General features: G+C 74.6%; 19 protein-coding genes. 1 reads left to right on the forward strand and 18 read right to left on the reverse strand.

Annotated features, from left to right (window positions below):
- Positions 1-172: 172 nt before the first annotated feature.
- The 3 genes from ACH4XV_RS40340 to ACH4XV_RS40350 all read right to left on the reverse strand — a co-directional run bounded on the left by ACH4XV_RS40340 (position 173) and on the right by ACH4XV_RS40350 (position 2,866).
- Positions 173-1,519, reverse strand: coding sequence for a DUF317 domain-containing protein (locus ACH4XV_RS40340; RefSeq protein ID WP_395798210.1), 1,347 nt, complete (start codon positions 1,517-1,519; stop codon positions 173-175).
- Between the two features lie 152 nt (positions 1,520-1,671).
- Complete coding sequence (locus ACH4XV_RS40345; RefSeq protein ID WP_395798212.1) at positions 1,672-2,124, reverse strand: hypothetical protein; 453 nt, start codon at positions 2,122-2,124, stop codon at positions 1,672-1,674.
- 88 nt (positions 2,125-2,212) lie between these two features.
- A complete protein-coding gene (locus ACH4XV_RS40350; RefSeq protein WP_395798214.1) occupies positions 2,213-2,866 on the reverse strand; it encodes a hypothetical protein in 654 nt (217 codons plus the stop codon).
- Between the two features lie 393 nt (positions 2,867-3,259).
- Between ACH4XV_RS40350 and ACH4XV_RS40355 the strand changes: the two genes are divergently transcribed.
- On the forward strand, positions 3,260-3,448 hold the full coding sequence (locus tag ACH4XV_RS40355; RefSeq protein ID WP_395798216.1) for a hypothetical protein: 189 nt from the start codon (positions 3,260-3,262) through the stop codon (positions 3,446-3,448).
- 126 nt (positions 3,449-3,574) lie between these two features.
- Here the strand turns inward: ACH4XV_RS40355 and ACH4XV_RS40360 are convergent, their stop codons facing one another.
- The 15 genes from ACH4XV_RS40360 to ACH4XV_RS40430 all read right to left on the reverse strand — a co-directional run bounded on the left by ACH4XV_RS40360 (position 3,575) and on the right by ACH4XV_RS40430 (position 16,921).
- Positions 3,575-4,384, reverse strand: a complete 810-nt coding sequence (locus tag ACH4XV_RS40360; RefSeq protein WP_395798218.1) for a hypothetical protein — start codon at positions 4,382-4,384, stop codon at positions 3,575-3,577.
- A gap of 128 nt (positions 4,385-4,512) precedes the next feature.
- Complete coding sequence (locus ACH4XV_RS40365; RefSeq protein ID WP_395798220.1) at positions 4,513-4,737, reverse strand: hypothetical protein; 225 nt, start codon at positions 4,735-4,737, stop codon at positions 4,513-4,515.
- Positions 4,738-4,762: 25 nt separating this feature from the next.
- Positions 4,763-5,203: a hypothetical protein gene (locus ACH4XV_RS40370; protein ID WP_395798222.1), complete on the reverse strand. Its 441-nt coding sequence runs from the start codon at positions 5,201-5,203 to the stop codon at positions 4,763-4,765.
- 158 nt (positions 5,204-5,361) lie between these two features.
- Entirely contained in the window at positions 5,362-5,604 is a 243-nt protein-coding gene (locus tag ACH4XV_RS40375) for a hypothetical protein (RefSeq protein ID WP_395798224.1), read from the reverse strand.
- 177 nt (positions 5,605-5,781) lie between these two features.
- Positions 5,782-6,183 carry a hypothetical protein gene (locus ACH4XV_RS40380; RefSeq protein WP_395798226.1) on the reverse strand — a complete coding sequence of 134 codons (402 nt, stop codon included), beginning with the start codon at positions 6,181-6,183 and terminating at the stop codon, positions 5,782-5,784.
- Between the two features lie 751 nt (positions 6,184-6,934).
- Complete coding sequence (locus ACH4XV_RS40385; protein WP_395798228.1) at positions 6,935-10,342, reverse strand: BTAD domain-containing putative transcriptional regulator; 3,408 nt, start codon at positions 10,340-10,342, stop codon at positions 6,935-6,937.
- Positions 10,339-10,827, reverse strand: a complete 489-nt coding sequence (locus tag ACH4XV_RS40390) for a pilus assembly protein TadG-related protein (RefSeq protein ID WP_395798230.1) — start codon at positions 10,825-10,827, stop codon at positions 10,339-10,341. Before ACH4XV_RS40390 ends, ACH4XV_RS40385 begins: the two co-directional genes overlap by 4 nt.
- On the reverse strand, positions 10,824-11,306 hold the full coding sequence (locus ACH4XV_RS40395; protein ID WP_395798232.1) for a TadE/TadG family type IV pilus assembly protein: 483 nt from the start codon (positions 11,304-11,306) through the stop codon (positions 10,824-10,826). Before ACH4XV_RS40395 ends, ACH4XV_RS40390 begins: the two co-directional genes overlap by 4 nt.
- 3 nt (positions 11,307-11,309) lie before the next feature.
- Positions 11,310-11,708 (reverse strand): TadE family protein, encoded by a 399-nt coding sequence (locus tag ACH4XV_RS40400; RefSeq protein ID WP_395798234.1) that lies wholly within the window; start codon positions 11,706-11,708, stop codon positions 11,310-11,312.
- A gap of 104 nt (positions 11,709-11,812) precedes the next feature.
- A complete protein-coding gene (locus ACH4XV_RS40405) occupies positions 11,813-12,103 on the reverse strand; it encodes a hypothetical protein (RefSeq protein ID WP_395798236.1) in 291 nt (96 codons plus the stop codon).
- Between the two features lie 76 nt (positions 12,104-12,179).
- A complete protein-coding gene (locus ACH4XV_RS40410) occupies positions 12,180-13,076 on the reverse strand; it encodes a type II secretion system F family protein (protein WP_395798238.1) in 897 nt (298 codons plus the stop codon).
- Positions 13,073-13,975, reverse strand: a complete 903-nt coding sequence (locus ACH4XV_RS40415; protein ID WP_395798240.1) for a type II secretion system F family protein — start codon at positions 13,973-13,975, stop codon at positions 13,073-13,075. Before ACH4XV_RS40415 ends, ACH4XV_RS40410 begins: the two co-directional genes overlap by 4 nt.
- Entirely contained in the window at positions 13,972-15,354 is a 1,383-nt protein-coding gene (locus ACH4XV_RS40420) for a CpaF family protein (protein ID WP_395798242.1), read from the reverse strand. Before ACH4XV_RS40420 ends, ACH4XV_RS40415 begins: the two co-directional genes overlap by 4 nt.
- Entirely contained in the window at positions 15,351-16,184 is an 834-nt protein-coding gene (locus ACH4XV_RS40425) for a hypothetical protein (protein ID WP_395798244.1), read from the reverse strand. The genes ACH4XV_RS40420 and ACH4XV_RS40425 overlap by 4 nt, the downstream gene beginning before the upstream one ends.
- Positions 16,184-16,921, reverse strand: a complete 738-nt coding sequence (locus ACH4XV_RS40430; RefSeq protein ID WP_395798246.1) for an SAF domain-containing protein — start codon at positions 16,919-16,921, stop codon at positions 16,184-16,186. Before ACH4XV_RS40430 ends, ACH4XV_RS40425 begins: the two co-directional genes overlap by 1 nt.
- Between the last annotated feature and the right edge of the window lie 25 nt (positions 16,922-16,946).

The following is a 16,946-nucleotide window of genomic DNA, read 5'->3' on the forward strand; positions in this document are numbered from 1 at the left end:
GGGTGCGGGCACGAGTGCGGGCAGGGGGCATCGCCGACGCGCGGGTGGGGGTGCGGGGCCGGCCCGGTGTGGTCACGGGCCCGGGGGCCGGCGCCCGCCCGGTCGTGCGGCGGGGCGGGCGCCGGTGTGGTGCGCGGTGCCGCCCGACGGGCGGGCGGTGTGCGGTGGTGGGTCAGGTGCGGGCGGGGTGGACCGCGTGGTGGCGGTCGGGCAACTCGTACGGGTGGCGCACCAGTCCGGCGGGGTCGATCATGGCGCGGACGAACGCCCCGATCAGCTCGTGGGGCACGGCGTCGGGGAAGGTGACCCGCCAGGCCGGCTCGAAGGTGCCGTCGCCGACGGTGATCACCCACAGGTTGCCGTTGCGGTGGTAGTCGCGGTCCTCGGGCTGGAACCGGACCCGGGCCAGGCCGTCCGGGGAGAACCAGGTGGTGTTGCAGCAGGCGTCGTCGGTCACGGTCCAGCCGGCGTCCTGCAGGCGGCGGGCGATCGGGCCGACGGTGTCCTCGCCGATCCCGGCCAGGTACGGCTTCACGGCGATGCGGCTGTCGGGGTCGTCGAGGTGGGCGCGGGCGTCGGTGTGCAGGTGTTCCTCGCCGAGGGGACGCGGGTCCCACACGCTCGCCAGTGCGCGGCGGGGCAGTTCGCGGGGGTGGCGCTCCAGGCCGGCCGGGTGGTTCATGGCGAGGACGAACGCCTTGATCAGTTCGTAGGGCACGGTGTCGGGGAACGTGGTCTGCCACACGAGCCCGAACGCGCCGTCGCCGACGGTGATCCGCCACAGGTTGCCGTCGCGGTGGTAGTCGCCGTCCTCGGGCTGGAACCGGATGTGGGCCAGGCCGTCCGGGGAGAACCAGGTGGTGTTGCAGCAGGCGTCGTCGGTCATGGTCCAACCCCGGCTCTCCAACAGGCGGGCGATCGGGCCGACGGTGTCCTCGCCGATCCCGGCCAGGTAGGGCTTCACGGTGACCCGGCTGTCCGGGTCGTCGAGGTGGGCGTGTGCGTGGCTGTTCACGGTGTTGTCCTTTCGGTGCGGTGGGATCGTGCGCCCGGGTCGGGCGCACGCGCAGGTGGGAATCGGGGCCTCGGCCCCGGGGCGGGACGGGCCGTCGACGTCGGCGACGCCGGCGGTCGGGTCGGTGGCGGTGGCGGTGGCATGGCGGTAGGCGGCCAGGAGCCGGCGCAGCCGTTGGGTGGCGTTCTCGCGGTGGAAGGCGGCGTCGCCGGCGTCGAGGGCGTCGCGCCCGGCCCGGGAGTAGCCGTGCGCGTCGCAGCGGCGCCGGGCGCCGGTGGCCTCGGCCCGGGCGATGTCCGACCGCCGTCGCCTCTCGGCGGCGATGTGGAAGTCGAGGTTCTCGGCGGTGCGCACGATCTCGGCGATCAGCGCGGCCGGCCCGAGGCCGCCGGTGACGGTGCCGGTGCCGGTGCCCGGCGGGACGGTGAGGGCGGTGACGTCCACACCGAGGGCCAGGCGGATCATGCGGCGACCCCGGGGCGGCATCGTCGACGGATCGGGCATCGGCCAAGGCAGTGTGGGTGTGGGTGGTGGGGTGCGCCGGTCGGGGCGGGCGTTCACGGGAACCTCCGGTCGGAAGTGGCGGGACGGGCGAGTGGGGGGGTGGGGCGCCCGGGCCGGGCACATGCGCTGTCGCGGCCCGGGCGCGGGCGGGGTCAGCCGGCGGGGTCGGTGGGGTCGGGCCCGGTAGCGCGCCGGTAGACGGTGATCAGGCGGCGCAGGTGGCCGGCGGTGTCCTGGCGGCGGGCGGCGGTCAGGGCCACGTCGCCGCCGTAGTGCCGGTCCAGGGGGATGTTCCGGTCCAACAGGCCGGGGGCGGCGGCCAGTCGGGCGGCGGCCGAGGCGATGTTCGACCGCAGCTCGGTGTCGAGGTTGTCGAGGGTGTCGGCGGTGTGGACGATCAGCCGGGCCAGGCCGGGGAGCGCTCCCGGGCCGCGCCCCGCATCCAGGAGGGCGTGGATGGTGTGGTCGGGGCCGGCGGATCCGTCGCCGAGCGCCTCGTGGACCATGCGGGTGCCCAGCGGCACCGTCGACGCGACGGGCTGGGGCCGGGGCGGTACGGGCTCGGGCGTCGGCCGAGGGGCGGGCCGGTCGGGGCGGGTCGTCACGGGGAACCTCCGGACGGGTGTGGTGGGTTGGGGTGGGGCGCCCGGGCCGGGCGCATCCGCTGCGGCGGCCCGGGCGTGCGGGCTCGGGTCAGGTGGTGAGCCGGTTGCGCAGGTGGGTGCGGGCGAGGGCGTAGGCCCGCAGGAGGCGGTCGAGGCGGCCGATGGCGTGCAGGTGTCGCACCGCGCCGACGGTGTCGGTGCGCAGGAGCGGCGGCCGGATGACACCGGTGGTGTCGGCGTGGGCCGACAGGGACCGGGCGGTGTCGCGCAGGTGGCGGCGCAGGTTGGTGTCGAGGTCGTCCAGGGTGGCGGCGTCGCGGGCGATCAGTCGGCGCAGGCCGGCCATCGGGTCGGTGCCGCCGGGCGGGTCGATCGCGCCGAGGAGGGCGGGGTGGGTGTCCAGGCGTTGGAGGGTCATGGCGGTGCCGAGGGGGTTGTCGGTGTGCGCGCGCCAGGCGGCGAGCCGGTCCGGGTCGGGGTCGCGGCCGGGTGTGCCGGCGGCGCCGGGGGGCGTGGCGTTGTGGATGGCCAGGAGGCGGTCGAGGTGGTCGGCGTCGTCGCGCAGGAAGGCGTCGGCGACGGCCGGGTCGGTGGTGGGGGTGTGCGGGCGCAACGCGCGGTGGGGGGCGGCGTCGAAGATGTAGGCGGTGGCGAGGGTGGTGAGCGTGGTGTCGAGGGCCCGCGTGCGCTCGCCGTCGGCGGTGTCGACGTCGTCGGCGCAGGCGACGATCAACACGATCACCTGACTTGCGGGGTCGTGCGCGGGGTGGGGGTGCGCAGGGTGTCGGGCGTGGCCCCGTGGAGGGCGGCGGCCACCATGCGGGTACCGAGGGGCACTGCGGGCGGGCTGGTGTGTGACATCGGGGAACCTCCGGTCGTGGCGGGGTGGTTGCGGGCCCCGGGGCGTGCGGTGTGGACGCCCCGGGGTGGGCGGGGTGGACGGGGTGGGGTGGGGTGGTGTCAGAACGGTTCGGCCATGCAGGCGGCGACCCGGCGGATCAGGTCGGCGGGCTCGGGGGTGTCGGCGTCGAACCGGGCCCGGTGGCGCATGCGCAGGTGGGGGTCGGTGGCGTCGGGGGGGTGCGAGGGTGAACACGATCCAGGTGATCTGGGCCGCCGTGGTGGGGGTGGGCGGGTGCTCGATCACGCCGACGAACACGTCGCCCTCGCGCGAGTCGAACGCGTCGTCGAGTACGAGGGGCCTCATCCGCAGGCTGCACAGGCCCTCGCGGGTGATGGTCACCGTCTCGACGCGCTGGATCAGGGTGAACGGCGGAAGGTCGGTCGGCATGCGGTCTGCGGTGTCGTGGTTCGTCACGAGTGACTCCCGTGGATTCGTTCGATGCGTGCGGTTGGTGGAGTGCGGTCGGTGTGGTTCGTCGGGGCGGGAGCGGGGTCCCGGGGCCGGCCGGGCACAGTGCCCACGGGGCGGCCCCGGGCGTCGCGGGGATCAGCGGCGGGCGTGGGCGGGCACGTCCTCCGGGTGGCGGGGCAGTCCGGGGCCGGTCATCACGCGCATCACGGCGGCGATCACACCGGCCGGGGTGCGCGGGGAGAACTCCGCTTCCCACAACTCCGGGTGATCGGACAGGGACCATTGCCAGGCGCGCAGTACCCACCCGCCCCCGGTGTCGCGCACGGCGTACTCGTCGGCGCTGTAGGCCGGTTGGTGGTCGAGCGCCGCGCTGCGGTCGGGCGCGCGGGCGGTGATCGAGTCGTCGTCGTGATGGTCGAGCGTCCAGCCGGCCGCGCGGGTGATCGCCCAGACCGTGTCCGGGTCACCGGGGTCCGCCAGCCAGTCCGGCTCCTGGTGTCCCGGCGCGGCCAGTTCCGTGACGGCGGCGGCGACGATCTCCTGCGGCACGTGGACCCCGCTGACGATCCCCCGGGCGTCGTTGAACGACATCGTCCACGCGAGGTCGCCGTAGGGGCGGCCGTCGATCGTCCAGATCCCCCGGATCTCATGCCCGGCCCCGTCGAGGTCGAGCGGCGTGAACGGGTGCAACTCCTCGGGGAGTTCCTCCGGCAGGAACCCCAGGTACACCCGGCCGGAGGTCGAGCGGGCGTGGCCGTTGCCCATGTCGTCGATCGCGGTCGGCCACCCCGCCGCCCGGGCGGCCTTGAACACCGCGTCGTTCGTGTCGTCGCCGGCCAACCACGCCGGGGTCACCGTGACCTGGGCGCCGTCGTCGACGGGGCCGGGCGGCGGCGCGGGCATCGGGGCCGGCGGGGTCGGGAGCGGGATCGGGTGGGGGAACACGAAACCTCCTCGGCAGGGGTGGCGCGGTGTGTCGGGCGGGTGGGTCCCGGGGCCGCCGCAACGCGGCCCCGGGGGGCGGGAATCGGGTGAGGGGCGGGGTTCACGAACCCCGGGTGGGGGTGGGCGGGTTACAGGTACGGCCGGCCGTCGCGGTCGTGGTAGACGCCGGCCTCGCCCCAGGTGATCGGGGCCGAGAACGGGGCGCCGTCGAGGGTGTGGAGTTGGGCCATGCCGTCGGCGAGGATCTCGACGTCCATCTCGCGGTCGGCGACGCGCATGTGCAGGCAGACCTCGGACCAGGGCAACCTCACGCGAACCCGGTCGCCGACCCGCAACGGTTTCCTCGAATCCATGACTCCTCCGGTGTGTGGACGGGGTTCACGAACCCCGTACGGGGGTGGGCGGGTCGGGGGTGGGCTCGTTCCAGGCCCGGGCGTAGGCGTCGATGAGGGTGGTCAGGTGCGCGGTGACCAGCGCGTGCCGGCCGGCGGCCAGGTCCAGGCGCGTGGCGGAGTACTGGAGGATCCCGGTGTCGAACCGGCGGCCGTCGAGGATCCGGTCCGCGCTGCGGGTCACCGACTCCCCCACGCCCCGGGCCTCGCGCACCAGATCGGCCGTGCACCGGTCGACCTCCCGGGCGGCGTCGATGACCAGGTCGGCCAGTTCGAACAGGGCCCCGGGCGCATCGCGGTGACGCCGGTACAACTCGCGCGGGGTGACGCCGAGCCGGTCGGTCACCGCCCGGGATCCCGGCGCCGGATCGGGCGGAGGCGGGGCGGGATCGGGATTGGGGTTGGGGTTGGGGTTGGGGTTGGTCATGGCGGGTTGCCTCCGGGTGTTCGGGCAGGGGTGCTCGACCGCCGGCCCGGCGGGCGGGGGTGCGGATGCGTGTGTGCCGGTGGGGTCCGGGCCGCCGGCGCCCCGCGATGCGCGGGGCGCGGGCGGTCCCGGTCGCACCGGTGGTGCGGTCGCGGTGGTCAGCCGAGGTCGGCGAGCGTCACGTACGCGGTCGCGAGGGTGCGCTGCACGATCCTGACGTCGGTGACACCGTCGAGCCGGTTGATCGAGTCGAGCATGGCCCGCAGGGCGTCGAGGGTGGCGCAGTCCGGGCTGACCACGACCTGGCCGGCGCGGGTGGTGGGCAGGCGGTAGGTCACGGCCCAGTCGACGTCGGCGCCGATGACGTTCGCGGCGGACATCACGGACGTGGAGGTGATCACGGCGAGGCTCCCGTCGGAGAGTGTGGTTGTCGGGCAGGGGTGCTCGACCGGCGGGCCGGCGAGCAGGGGTGATGTGCGGGTGCGCGGGGTGTCCGTGGCCGCCCGCGCCGTACCAACCGCGTGGCGCGGCGTACGTGCTGCGGGCGGCCCGGGCACGCCCGGGTGCGGTACGAGGGGTCAGGCGCGGTCGGCGCGCAGGCCCTCGGCGATCCGGGCGGACACGTGGGCGATCCGGCGGAGCACGGCCCGGCCGTTGCCGTCGTCGTGCTCGTCGCCGGGGCCCATCGCGGCAATCAACGCCCTTGCGGTGTCGGCGAGTCGGGCCAGCGTGTCGGGCGTGCGGCGCCAGGTTCCCGGCGCCCGGTCCATCAGGGCGTCGAACGCCCCGCCGAACGCGAGGACCTCGGGGCGCCGGCGGTGCTCGCGCGAGCCGAGGTGGCCGGCGGTGTACGTGTGGCACCAATCCTTGAGCAGGCCGAGCAGAGCGTTGCGGTGGTCCCGGTATCGCTCGGTCGACGCGTAGGGCCGCGCGATCGTCGGCGTGTCGGGCGCTCGCAGTCGGGCGCGCGGATCGTTCATGGCGATGGTCACCTCCGGTGCGGAACGGGCGTGGAAATCCCGTCCTCGGATTCGCGATTCATTGCCGTACGAATTACCATTCCGGGCCCCTTTTTCGTGCGGCCCGTTCGGCGGTTTTCCCGCCCCCCGTTTTCCGGGTACATGAAAAGCATAGCTCGGTTTCCACGAATTGCACCGCCGCGAATTGCTGGTATTCGGCGAATGCCTCGACCGAATCGGAGCCGGAATAGGGAATGCGCGACGCTTTCTATCGCCGGCCGCGAATCCCACGACCGAAATCCGGCCGCCCCGGCCCGCGCGCGGGGCGCCGGCACCCCCGGGGCGGGCCGGCCCACACCAGCTGCCGGCACGGGGCCGGGGCCGGGGCCGGCGCGGGCGCGGGCACGGGGCCGGCGCGGGCACGGGGCCGGGGGCCGGGGCTGGGGGAACAGGGGAGCGAGGAGGTAGAGGGAGACAGGGAGAGAGAGGAGAGGGGACGGGAACAGGAACAAAGGAGGGGTTACGAGCCGGAGAAACGTGGGGCCGGGGGGAGGGGGCCGGGCCGCCGGGAGTGGATTGGGGTTACTCACGATGAACCCCATATACAGCCTGCGCATTTTCGCGGGTGCACATCGGGCCGTGAGCTGCGGAAACGGCCTCTTGGGGGGCGTCGTTTCCAAGGACGACGCCCCAGGCGACGGGGCAGGCGACGCCCCAGGCGACGCCCAAACGGTCCGGGGGTGAACGGCCCCTCGGGGGACGTCGGGTGGGGTCAGGAGGCCGCTCGGCGGGCGTCGGGGATGTCGGCGGCGGCCAACAGGTCGAGGGTCGCGGGGTCGGGTTCGGCGTCGATCTCGGCCAGCGCCCGGCGCAGCGCGCCCAGGGTGCGCACCGCGGCGTCGGTGTGGCCGGCGTCCAGTTGCAGGCGCATGGTCTTTTGGTGGAGGGCTTCGTTGGTGGGGTCGAGGGTGATCGCGCGGGCGAGCAGGTCCAGGGCGTGGTCGGTGTCGCCGGTGGTGGTGTGGTGTTCGGCCAGGCGGGTGTGGGCGTCGACGATCCGGTGGTGGACGCTCTCGCGGATCGTGTCGGCGAACGGATACGGCGAGCCGTCGAGGTAGGGGCCGCGGTAGGCGGTGATCGCCCGCTGCCACGCGGCCGCGGCCTGTGCGGGGTCTGCGGCGTGCGCGGCGGTGTCCAGGGCGGTGGTCAGGATGCGCAGGTCGCTGGTGATCTGGTCCGCAGCCAACAGGTAGCGGTCCCCGGAGCGGGAGAAGAACACGGCCCACCGCGCGCCGACCGCATCCCCGGCCCGGGCAAGGATCTTGCGGGCGGAGCGGCGGATGTTCGCCATTTCCCTGCGCGCCTCCACCGGATCCATCGGCGTATTCAGTTTGTCCGCCAATTCCTCTCCTCGAATTCCCTCCGGATAAGCCGCCAGAAGACCGAGGAATTCCCTCACCCCCGATCTCAGGGACGCGCCGAGGGGGATCGGTTCACCGGCCGCGTCGATCCCGAACTTCCCCAGCACCCGCAACACCACCACGGGCTCCGAGGAACGCGGCGCACCCCGCTCGACGGGGGCCCCTTCGCCCTCGGCGTCCCCGCCCCGGTCCGAATTCGTCTCCGCGTCCGTGCCGGGGGCTTCGGGGTCGCCGTCGTCGCGCCGCGCGGAGCCGGTGCCGGTGCCGGTGCCGTCCGACTCTTCCTGCGGTCGCGTCCCGTTGCCGACATCGGCATCGGCGTCGCGTTCCGGCGCAGGGGCGGTATCCGCGTCGGGTTCGTGGTCGTCCGCGGTGTGGGCGTCGGCCGCGGCGGTGGTGCCGGTAGCCGGATCGGCTCGGGCGTGAGCTTCGTCGTCGACCTCCGCATCGGCCTCGGCGGCATCGGGTGGGGAGGACGGTGTGGCTGGCATGCGGTGCGGGGGGTCGGGGAGTTCGGTGGTGGTGGTGGGCAGGCTCACCACGATCGTGGACGTCCCGCCCCGGCGTGGGGTCGCGGGGCGGTTGCTCGGGCGGGGCGCCGCCGTGGGTCCCGGTGGGGTGCGTCGCGGGCGGGCGGTGGGCGGGGTCGGGGTGTGGCCGTGGGCGGCGGCCAGCAGGTCCAGGAGGTCGCGGGTGTGCTCGGGATCGAGGTGGAAGAACCGCACCGGCGGACCCAGGGTGTCGGCCGTGCGGGTCAGGGAGCCGTCGGGCTGGACGTGGCAGCTCGCGCCCGGCCAGGTTCCCAGGGTCAGGATCGCCACTCCCCCGCCGGCGCCGTGCGCGGCGATCGCCCGCATCCGCGGCAGGCGTTGCCGATCCGCGCGCGTCAGCAGGATCAGCGTCCCGGGACCGCGCTCGTCGGTGTCGTCGTTTTCGGCGGCGCGGCGGTGGGCGAGCAGGTGGGCCTCGGCCTCGTCGAGGGCCCGGTCGAGGTCGGCGACGATCCGCAACGGCCCGCCCTCGCGCGGGGGTTGGTGGTCGGGCAGGACGATCGCGGCGTCCGCGGTGGTGAGCAGCACGCGTGCGGGCGGTGGATCGGGGCGGGTGCGTTGGGCGGCGGTGGCCACGCTCATCGCCACCGCCCGAGCCACCCCCAACGCACCCGGGCCGGTCAGGCCCAGGCCGTTGCCGGCCGTGGCGTCCCACACCGTGAGTTCCCGCCGCCCGCGCACCCCCACCGTGATCGTCGACGCCGGCCGCGCCACACCGGGCACCGGGCGGCGCGGGGCCACGTCGGCCGACGACGGGGCGTCGTGGGCGACTTCGTCGCCGTCGGGATCGTCGGGGGCGGGGGTGGTGTGGTGGGCCCACAGGTGGGCGTGCTGGGCCTCGCGCACGATCCCCGACAACGGCGGCGGCTCCGCATCCCCCACCCGATGCCGACGACGCCTGTGCGCACGGGCGAACGCCAAAGTCGCGGCGATCCCCGCCGCGAGCGTGACGCCGATGAAACCCGCCTCCCCCACATTGATGCCAACCGGCCCACCGTCCTCGTCCTCGGCGGGCGCAACGGGTGCCGGGGACGTCGAGGCACCGGGCGCGGACGGCACGGGCGCGGCGGCGGGAGGAGCGTCGGCAGGTGGAGCGGCGGTGGTGGGGGGTGGGGAAGGCGCAGCCGGCGGGAGCGCCTTCGTCGGGGCCGGGGGTGCGGCCGGTGCCGGAACACTCGTGTCCGGGGCCGGGGTCGGCGCAAAGTCGCCGGGCATCCCGGTGGCCGGGGGCGTGGTGGGCTGCGACGGAAGCGGGGCCGCGGGTCCGGAGTCGCCGGGCACGTCGGGCATGTGCGGGTACACGGGTGCCCCGGAAGCGGCGGGCGGGGCGGACGGGGTGGGCGCCGTGTCCGGCTCCTGTGGTGCTTCGTTCGGTTCCTCGGCGTCCGTGGTGGGCGTGGTGGCGTCGGCGGGCAGGTGGAGGGTCCAGCCGGGTTCGATGAGGTCGGGATCGCTCAGGTGGGCGCCGTCGGGTTGGGTGAGGGTTTTGCTGAGGGTGTAGATCTGCGGCCAGCGCAGCGGATCACCCAGGCGCTCGGCCGCGATGTCCCACAGAGTGTCGCCGCGCACGACCGTGTACGGCACCGGCGGCCCGGACACGGCGGTACGGCCGGGCACGAGGCGGGCGTTCGCGGTGTGCCCGCCGGCAGCCGGCGGCACGGCGGGCGGGTGCTCGTGGGTGATCGTCGCCGATTGGGCGATCCCCGGGGGCCTGGGCGCGGGTTGGTACGCGGCCGCGGGTGCCGCGGCGGCGGTGCCGGTGCGCCACATCGCCAGGACGGCCAGCATCACGCCCCCGACCAGGACGGCGGCGACCATGCGATGGGCGGGCAACTCCGCCATGTGCGCGGCGTGGGCGGCGCGGGCGCCGGTGTCGGCGGCCAAGGCGGGCAACCGGCGCAGGTACCACCACAGTTCGCCCAGGATGTTGAGGACGAACGCGAGCCAGCAGATCCACGCGACGAGGGCCAGGAGCCGAATGAGGACGTCCTCGTCGAGGGGTTGGGACAGGTTGTCCCAGGTCTGGCCCGGGGAGCCCCACCCCTCCCGGTGTTGCCAGGGGTCGGGGTTGCCGACGAAACGCACCAGGAGCCACGGAATGCCTGCGGTAACCAGGGTCAGGCCGGCCGTGCCGAACAGCAGGCGCAGGGCGGTTGTCGTCGCGCGCAGGATGCGGCGCGCTCCGGTGGAGGGGTGGGTGGAGGTCATGGTGTGCCTCCGGGTCGGGAGTCGTTTTTGGTGAGGACGCCACGCTGTGCCTCGGCGCTCGCGCTCGCGGTGACCGTGATCTCGGAAACCCCGGCCAGGGTGAGGATCTGCGTGCGCTGCCGGTGGGTGACGTGCACGGTCACCCGAGCCCCGGCGACCGTTGCCGTGCCCTGATATCCGGCGGCAGCCAACGAGTCGAGCGCCGCCTGCCGGCCGCGTGCGGCGTCGACCACGGCGGGGCCCGTGCCACGCGCGGCGGCCAGATCCAGGGCCTGGGCTCCGGAACGGGCCGCCTCCTGGGCGGCGTCGAGCGCATCCGTCTTCGCCGCAAGCGCGAGGCCGCCGTCCAGGACCAGACCCGCACACAGCATCAGGCCGGCGATCAACGCGGCGACGAACGCGGTGATCCGCCCCGCGTCGCCGGTCGGGTCCGCGCCCCGTGCCCGAGCACGCAGCCTGGGGAGCGCCTCTCGTGCGGGGTTCACCGCGCACCGCCGGCGGTGACGCCGCGGTGGGTGTCGACGGCACTGGTCGCGGTCGCCGCCAGGGTACGGCTGCCGGGCATCCCCGTCGCGGTCACGTCCGCGAGGTCCACGGTGCACCGGACGGTGACCCGGGCGACGCCACCGGGCGCGAACGCGGACACGTCGACGCTCACCCCGACGTTGCGACAGGACAGGCCGGAGGAGTCCAGCGCGCTGCGGGCGGTGGACTCCGCACGGGCGCGAGCGGAGACGGGGTCGCGGGCCAGGGACGCGGCGCGGGCGGCCTGGTGCGCCGCGTCCTTGATCTCGATCCGGTTCCCCGCCAGACGCCCGGCCGCAACCACGAGCAGGAGAACCAGCACCAACAGCGGTAACAGGACGGCGAGTTCGGCCGCGACGGAGCCGGCGTCGGCCTCTTGGCGCACGCGCGCGAGCCGGCGGCGCAGCGCGAGCGTGAGGCGCAGGGTGCGGGGAGGCATCGGTCACCGTCCCGGGCCGAGGTCGGGCCTGAAGGTGTCGACGGGGCCGGTGACGGCGACGTTGATGCGCGGGTGCATGCCGGGGACGACGGAGGTGGCGGTGCCGGTGATCACCACGCGCACGGTGGTGCCGTCGCGGGTCACCCGTACGGACCGGTCGTGCAACGTGCCGCCGGCGACGGCCGCCAGCACCGACTCGGCGCGGGCCTGTCCCGCGGCGGCGGTGCCCCCGTCCGCGCGGGCCTGGGCCAGCGCGCGCGACGCGGCGGCCTGCGCGACGTGCCGGGCGTGCACGGCCAACGCGAACTGCACGATCAACAACAGGATCAGCATCACCACGGGCGTCAGCACCGCCAACTCCGCCGTCACCGCGCCCGCGTCCCCGCGCAGCCGCGCACGCACACGAGCGAGACGATCCGGCGCGCCGGCGCCACTCGGGGACGCGGGGATCGAACGCGGACGAGAGCTCCGGGTGCGCGGGAGCGTCGTCGAGATGGTCACGGCGCCTACAGGAGGGTGAGGAACGTGTGGGCGGCGGTGGCTGCGGTGTGGGTGGCGGCCTCGACGGTGTCCATGCCGAAGTTGATCGAGTTGGCTTTCGCGACGATTTTGTTGCGGAGGATGACCAGGACGGCGATCGCGATCGCGAGCAGCGTCGCGGTGACGATGATCGTCTCGGTGGTGTAGCCGTCGTCCTCGGTACGCAACCGATGCCACAGGGCCCGCGCCCGGGCCCAGCGGGGCTCTGAAGTGGTGCGTTCGTGTTCGTCCGGGGTGGTGTTCTCCGGGATGGTCATCGGTGCCTTCCTTGCGTGCCGGTCGTGGAGTGGAGGTCGGGATTCGGGGCCCGGGAGGATCCGGGAAGCGGGGGCTTCACAGGCCGGATCCCACGGCGGAGACGGCGGGGTAGCCGATGAACAGCAGGAACCCGAGGAACAACACCGCGAGGGGCAGGGTCATGCGTTCGGTGGCGGCGCTCGCCGCGCCCTGGGCGTCGGTGAGTTGGCGGGTGCGCATGCTCACCGCCTTCGACGTCAGCGAAGCGCGTACCCGGGCCCCTTCGGAACCGGCCAGGGCGACCGTGGCGGCGAGCTCCCGGAGTTCGCGCACGTCGAGTTCCTCACCGAGCCGCGCCAGTGGCTCCCAGGGGGCGGTACGGGTGAGCGCGGCGGTCGACAACGCGCGGCGCAGTTGTTGGGCGGCCCATCCGCTCGGGACGGACGCGGCGTCGTTGAGGGCCTGGTCGACGCCGGCGCCGCCGGCGAGGGAGACGACGGCCAGGTCGAGGAACACCGCCAGGGTGTGGCGCATCTCGGCACGGCGGGCGCGGGCTTTGGCGCGCACGTCCGCATCCGGCGCAAGGAACAGGGCGACGCCCAGGCACAGGGCCGCGCCGGTGGGGGTGACGACGTCCGCGTCGACGGCGTCGCCGGCCATGAGCAGACCCAGGAACAGTGGGGGGAGCAGGAGCCCTGCGATGCCCGCGGCGGCCTTCTCCGCGAGATGGCGTTCCACACTGCGGCCCACCACTTGCAGGTCTCGGCGCAGTCCGGTGTGGGGCAGGCCCAGGGCGAGGAGGGCGGGGACCAGCAGGCGTCCGGCGCGGGCGGACCAGCGCTCGCCCTCGGTGTCGGTGATCGGTGTGGGGGTGGCGGGGCGGTGGAGGGCGGCGAGGGCTTCGGACAGCGGGGTTCGGGGTGGGAACGCGGCCTTGAGGGCGACGAGGACGCCGGTGCCGGCGAGTGCGCCGAGAATCATGGGCCAGATCACGGCGTCGCCTCCCGGGAGCCGGCGGGCGTGGGGGCCTGGGCCGAGCGCAGCAGCCTGGCGGGCGCCGGGATCGCGGCGATCCTGGCCATCCAGGCGAACGTGAGGGCGAACAGGGCGCCGACCGCGGCCAGGACGAGTTGCCCGGTGCCGGTGTCGAACGGCTCGAGATAGGGGCGGTTGAGCAGCACGAGGCCTGCGGCCATGGCGAGGGTGGTGCCGACAACGATGCGCACACTGCTGTGTACGCGGGTGCGTTCCGCGTCGACCTTCAGGCGCATGACGACCTGTTCGCGGGCGGCCTCTGCCAGGGTGCCCAGGAGGGCGGCGAGTTGGCGGGCCTGGCGTTCGGCCGCCAGCACGAGGGCGGTGACGACGAGGTCGCAAGTGGGGTCGTCGACGTCGTCGGCGAACGCCCGCAACGCGTCCGGCAACCGCTCCCCCGCCTCGATCCGCGCCGCCAACGCCCGCACCGGCACCACCAACGGGCCCGGTGGAGCGGCGGCCGTCGCCCGCAGGCCCTGCTCCAGGCCGGCCGCGGCGGACAGGGTGTCGCGGAGCATCTCGGTCCACACCGCCACCGCCTCGATCCGCTCCGTCCGCTCCCGCGCACCCCGATCGGGGGCAACAATGCGTGGCACCAGCAGGACGGCGATCGCGGTCAACAACCCGCCCACGGGCCAGCCGGTCAACGCGCCGATGACAACGCCCGTCACGACGGCACCGACGACCAGGCGTTGATGCCGCAGGACCTCGCGCGCCGCAAGGAGCCAACGGGGCGGCGCCGTGTCGGTGTCGGCCTCGACGCGCACCGGGGTTCCCCACCATCCGGCGGCGGCCAGAACGACGCCGCCGGCTGCGGCCATGCCCAGCAGCCCGCACACCAGCACCGTGGCGTTCATCGGCCACCGCCCCAGGCGGCGCCGCCGAATGCGGTGGTGGTGCGCGGTTGCCAGCCGACGCGGATCAGGCGTTCCGCGGTCTCGGCGCGCAGGGGCGTCGCGGGCACGGCGCGCATGTCGGGTCCGGGGCGGTAGATCTCGTTGGAGACAACGTGCGGGCCGTCCGCGCCCACGATCTCGCGGACCGAGTCCACCACGCGCTGCTTGTCGGTGGACCAGGCGACGTGCACGACGAAATCCACGGCGGCGGCGACCAGGAGGTTCGTCGCCTCCATCGACAACCGCTCCGGCGACTGCGCGGCGTACGCGGCCAGCTTCGCGAACACCCCGGCCGACGTCGAGGCGTGGATCGTCGACAGGGAGCCGTCGTTGCCCTGGCTCATGGCGTTGCACGCGGGGACGACCTCGGAGCCGCGGATCTCCCCCACGATCACCCGGTCCGGAGCCATGCGCAGCCCTTTGCGGACGAGTTCGGCCTGGTCGATCGCGCCGACACCCTCGAGGTTCGCCTCGCGGGCCTGCATGGCGACGACGTCGGGGTGTGCCTGCTCGTCGCGCTCCAGGCCCAGCTCGAACGTGTCCTCGATGGTGATCAGGCGCTCCTCGGGCGGGATCTCCGACACCAGGCCGCGCAACAGCGTCGTCTTGCCGGTGTCGGTGCCGCCCGCGACCAGGATGTTCATCCGGGCCCGCACCAACGCGCCCAGGAGATTCCGCAGGTCGCGGTCGAACACGCCCAGGCGCTCCAGGACGTCGAGGGTCACCCGCGGGAAGCGGTGCCGGCGAATCGACAGCGACACCCGGGGCGTCAGGAACATCACCGCGAACAGGCGGCTCCCGTCGGGCAACTGCAGGTTCAGGCTCGGCTGGGTGCGGTCGATACGCCGCTCCTCCGCACCCGAACGCGCGGCCACCGTCCGCAACAACTCGACGAGTTCCTCGTCGCTCGACACGAACGGCTCGACCCTTTCCTTGCGCCCGCCCGCATACCTGACGAACACGCGGTCGTAGCCGTTGACGTGGATGTTCTCGATCTCCGGGTTCTCCAACAACCGCTGCAAACCACCCAGGCCGAACAGGCCGTCCACCACCAGGCGCGTCACCCGCGCCTCCGCGAGCTCGTCCAACGGGGCGCGGCCCGCCTGCAGGCTGGTGGCGGTGTCGGCGGCAAGCTCCGACGCCAACAGGCTGCGCACGGTCGCCTCACGCTCGGCGACGGACTGCGCCGGCAGGCCCGCGTCCTCCAGTTGTTGGGCGTAGGCGGTCATCCGCGGGCCGATCCGCTCACGCAACGCGGCCGCGTATGCCTGCTCGTCACGACCGGGGGTCTGCTCGTAACCGATCCACGGCAGGTGAGCCGGGTCGCGAGGGGTACTCATCGACGGCCTCCCTTGTCGATCCCACCCAACGGCGACGGCGGGGACAGCTCGATCTGTCGCGCCGCGCCGGGGAGTTCGATGTGGCGGCGAACCTCGCGGATCAACTCCTCCAACGCCGCGCCCAGCGACCGGCGGCCGCGGCGGCGCGGTGATCTGCCGCAGCGGATCGCATCGACGGCGTCGGGGTCCCACGGCAGGTGCTGTACACGGTCGAGCCCGAGGGTGCGGGCGATCTCGGCCATCGGGTACGGGCACGGCCCCACCACCGCCAGACACATCCACGACGCGGCCGCCTTCAGGTCCTCGATCCCGGCCGCGACGTGCGCAAGGGCGTCCACCCCACCCCGGGTCACCAGCACGAGCGCGTCGGCCACGCTCGCCCACGAGGACTCCACCGGCCCGAGCCGGCCGACGTCGACGACCAGCACACCCGACACCGCCGCCTCGTTCGACGCCCGCACGGCCGCGAACGACGCTCGAGCGAGCAGTTCACTGCCGGCGCGGGCCTGCGCCGCGCTCGCGGGCGCCGCCACCAACGACGCCCCCGACTCCGCCAGGGACTGCGCCCAGCGGGCGATCAGGTCCCCCGGGTCGGAGCCGTGGCGCACCGCGCCCGCCAGGTCCAACAGGCCGGGGCTGTGGGACAGACCGCGCCAGGCGGCCACGTCCCCACCCGAAGGGTCGGCCTCCAACAACAACCGCACCCCGGCCGGCACCTCCCCCGACGCCGGGTCGGACGCAACGGTGGGCCAGCGGGTCGCCAACGCCAACGCGGTCGTCGTCGCGCCGGGCGCGCCCTTGAGCGAGGCGACCACCACCATCCGACGCATCACGGCACCTCGCTCGTGGTCGCCGGCAACACGACCAGGCGCGGCTCCCGCATCGCGGTCACCGTTCGCGACGCGGGAATCTCCACCAACAGACTCACCACGAACTCCTGCGCGTTCACGGACGCGCCGCCCAGGGTCACCACTGTGGCCACCACCCGCGCCGCCGGCGGCTCACTCGCCGCCCCCGACGCGGCGGGCGCGGGAGCGGCGGGTGCGGCGGCCTCGATCACGGCCACCCGCTGCCCCTCCCGCAACTGGCCGGGCGCGCCACCGGGTTTGACCGACACCGACACCACCGCCCGACCCGCAGGCGGCCACGCCTGCGTCTCGCCCAGGAACGAGCGCTGCAACAGGGCCCCCGCCTCCAGCGGGACCAGCGTCACCCGGCCGACCACCTGCGCGCGGTCGCCGTCGCGAACCAGGCCCAGGCCGCCGTCCTCGGCCACTCGAACACGGCGCAGGTCCCCGTCGCCGATCACCTGCCCGGCCGGGAGCGTGCGGGACAGCGCCAGCACGCTGTGGCGATCGCCCAGGCGCTGCGCGGCGAGCGCGAACAACAGACCGGCGACGACGACCAGGGCGATCCCGCCCCACAACCAGCCGTGCCTGCGCCGACGTTCACCCACCGCCGCCGGCGCCCGCCGCGCGGCATCGCGCCGGGCCTCCCCGGGCGTGCTCCGCCCCGCGCGGCCGCGCGTCGGGGCGCCGTTCACACCCCGCGCGGGCGATTCGGGCATGGGGGTACCCACAACTCGCCTCCCA

Source organism: Embleya sp. NPDC020630, from assembly GCF_044334985.1.
Lineage (GTDB): Bacteria > Actinomycetota > Actinomycetes > Streptomycetales > Streptomycetaceae > Embleya.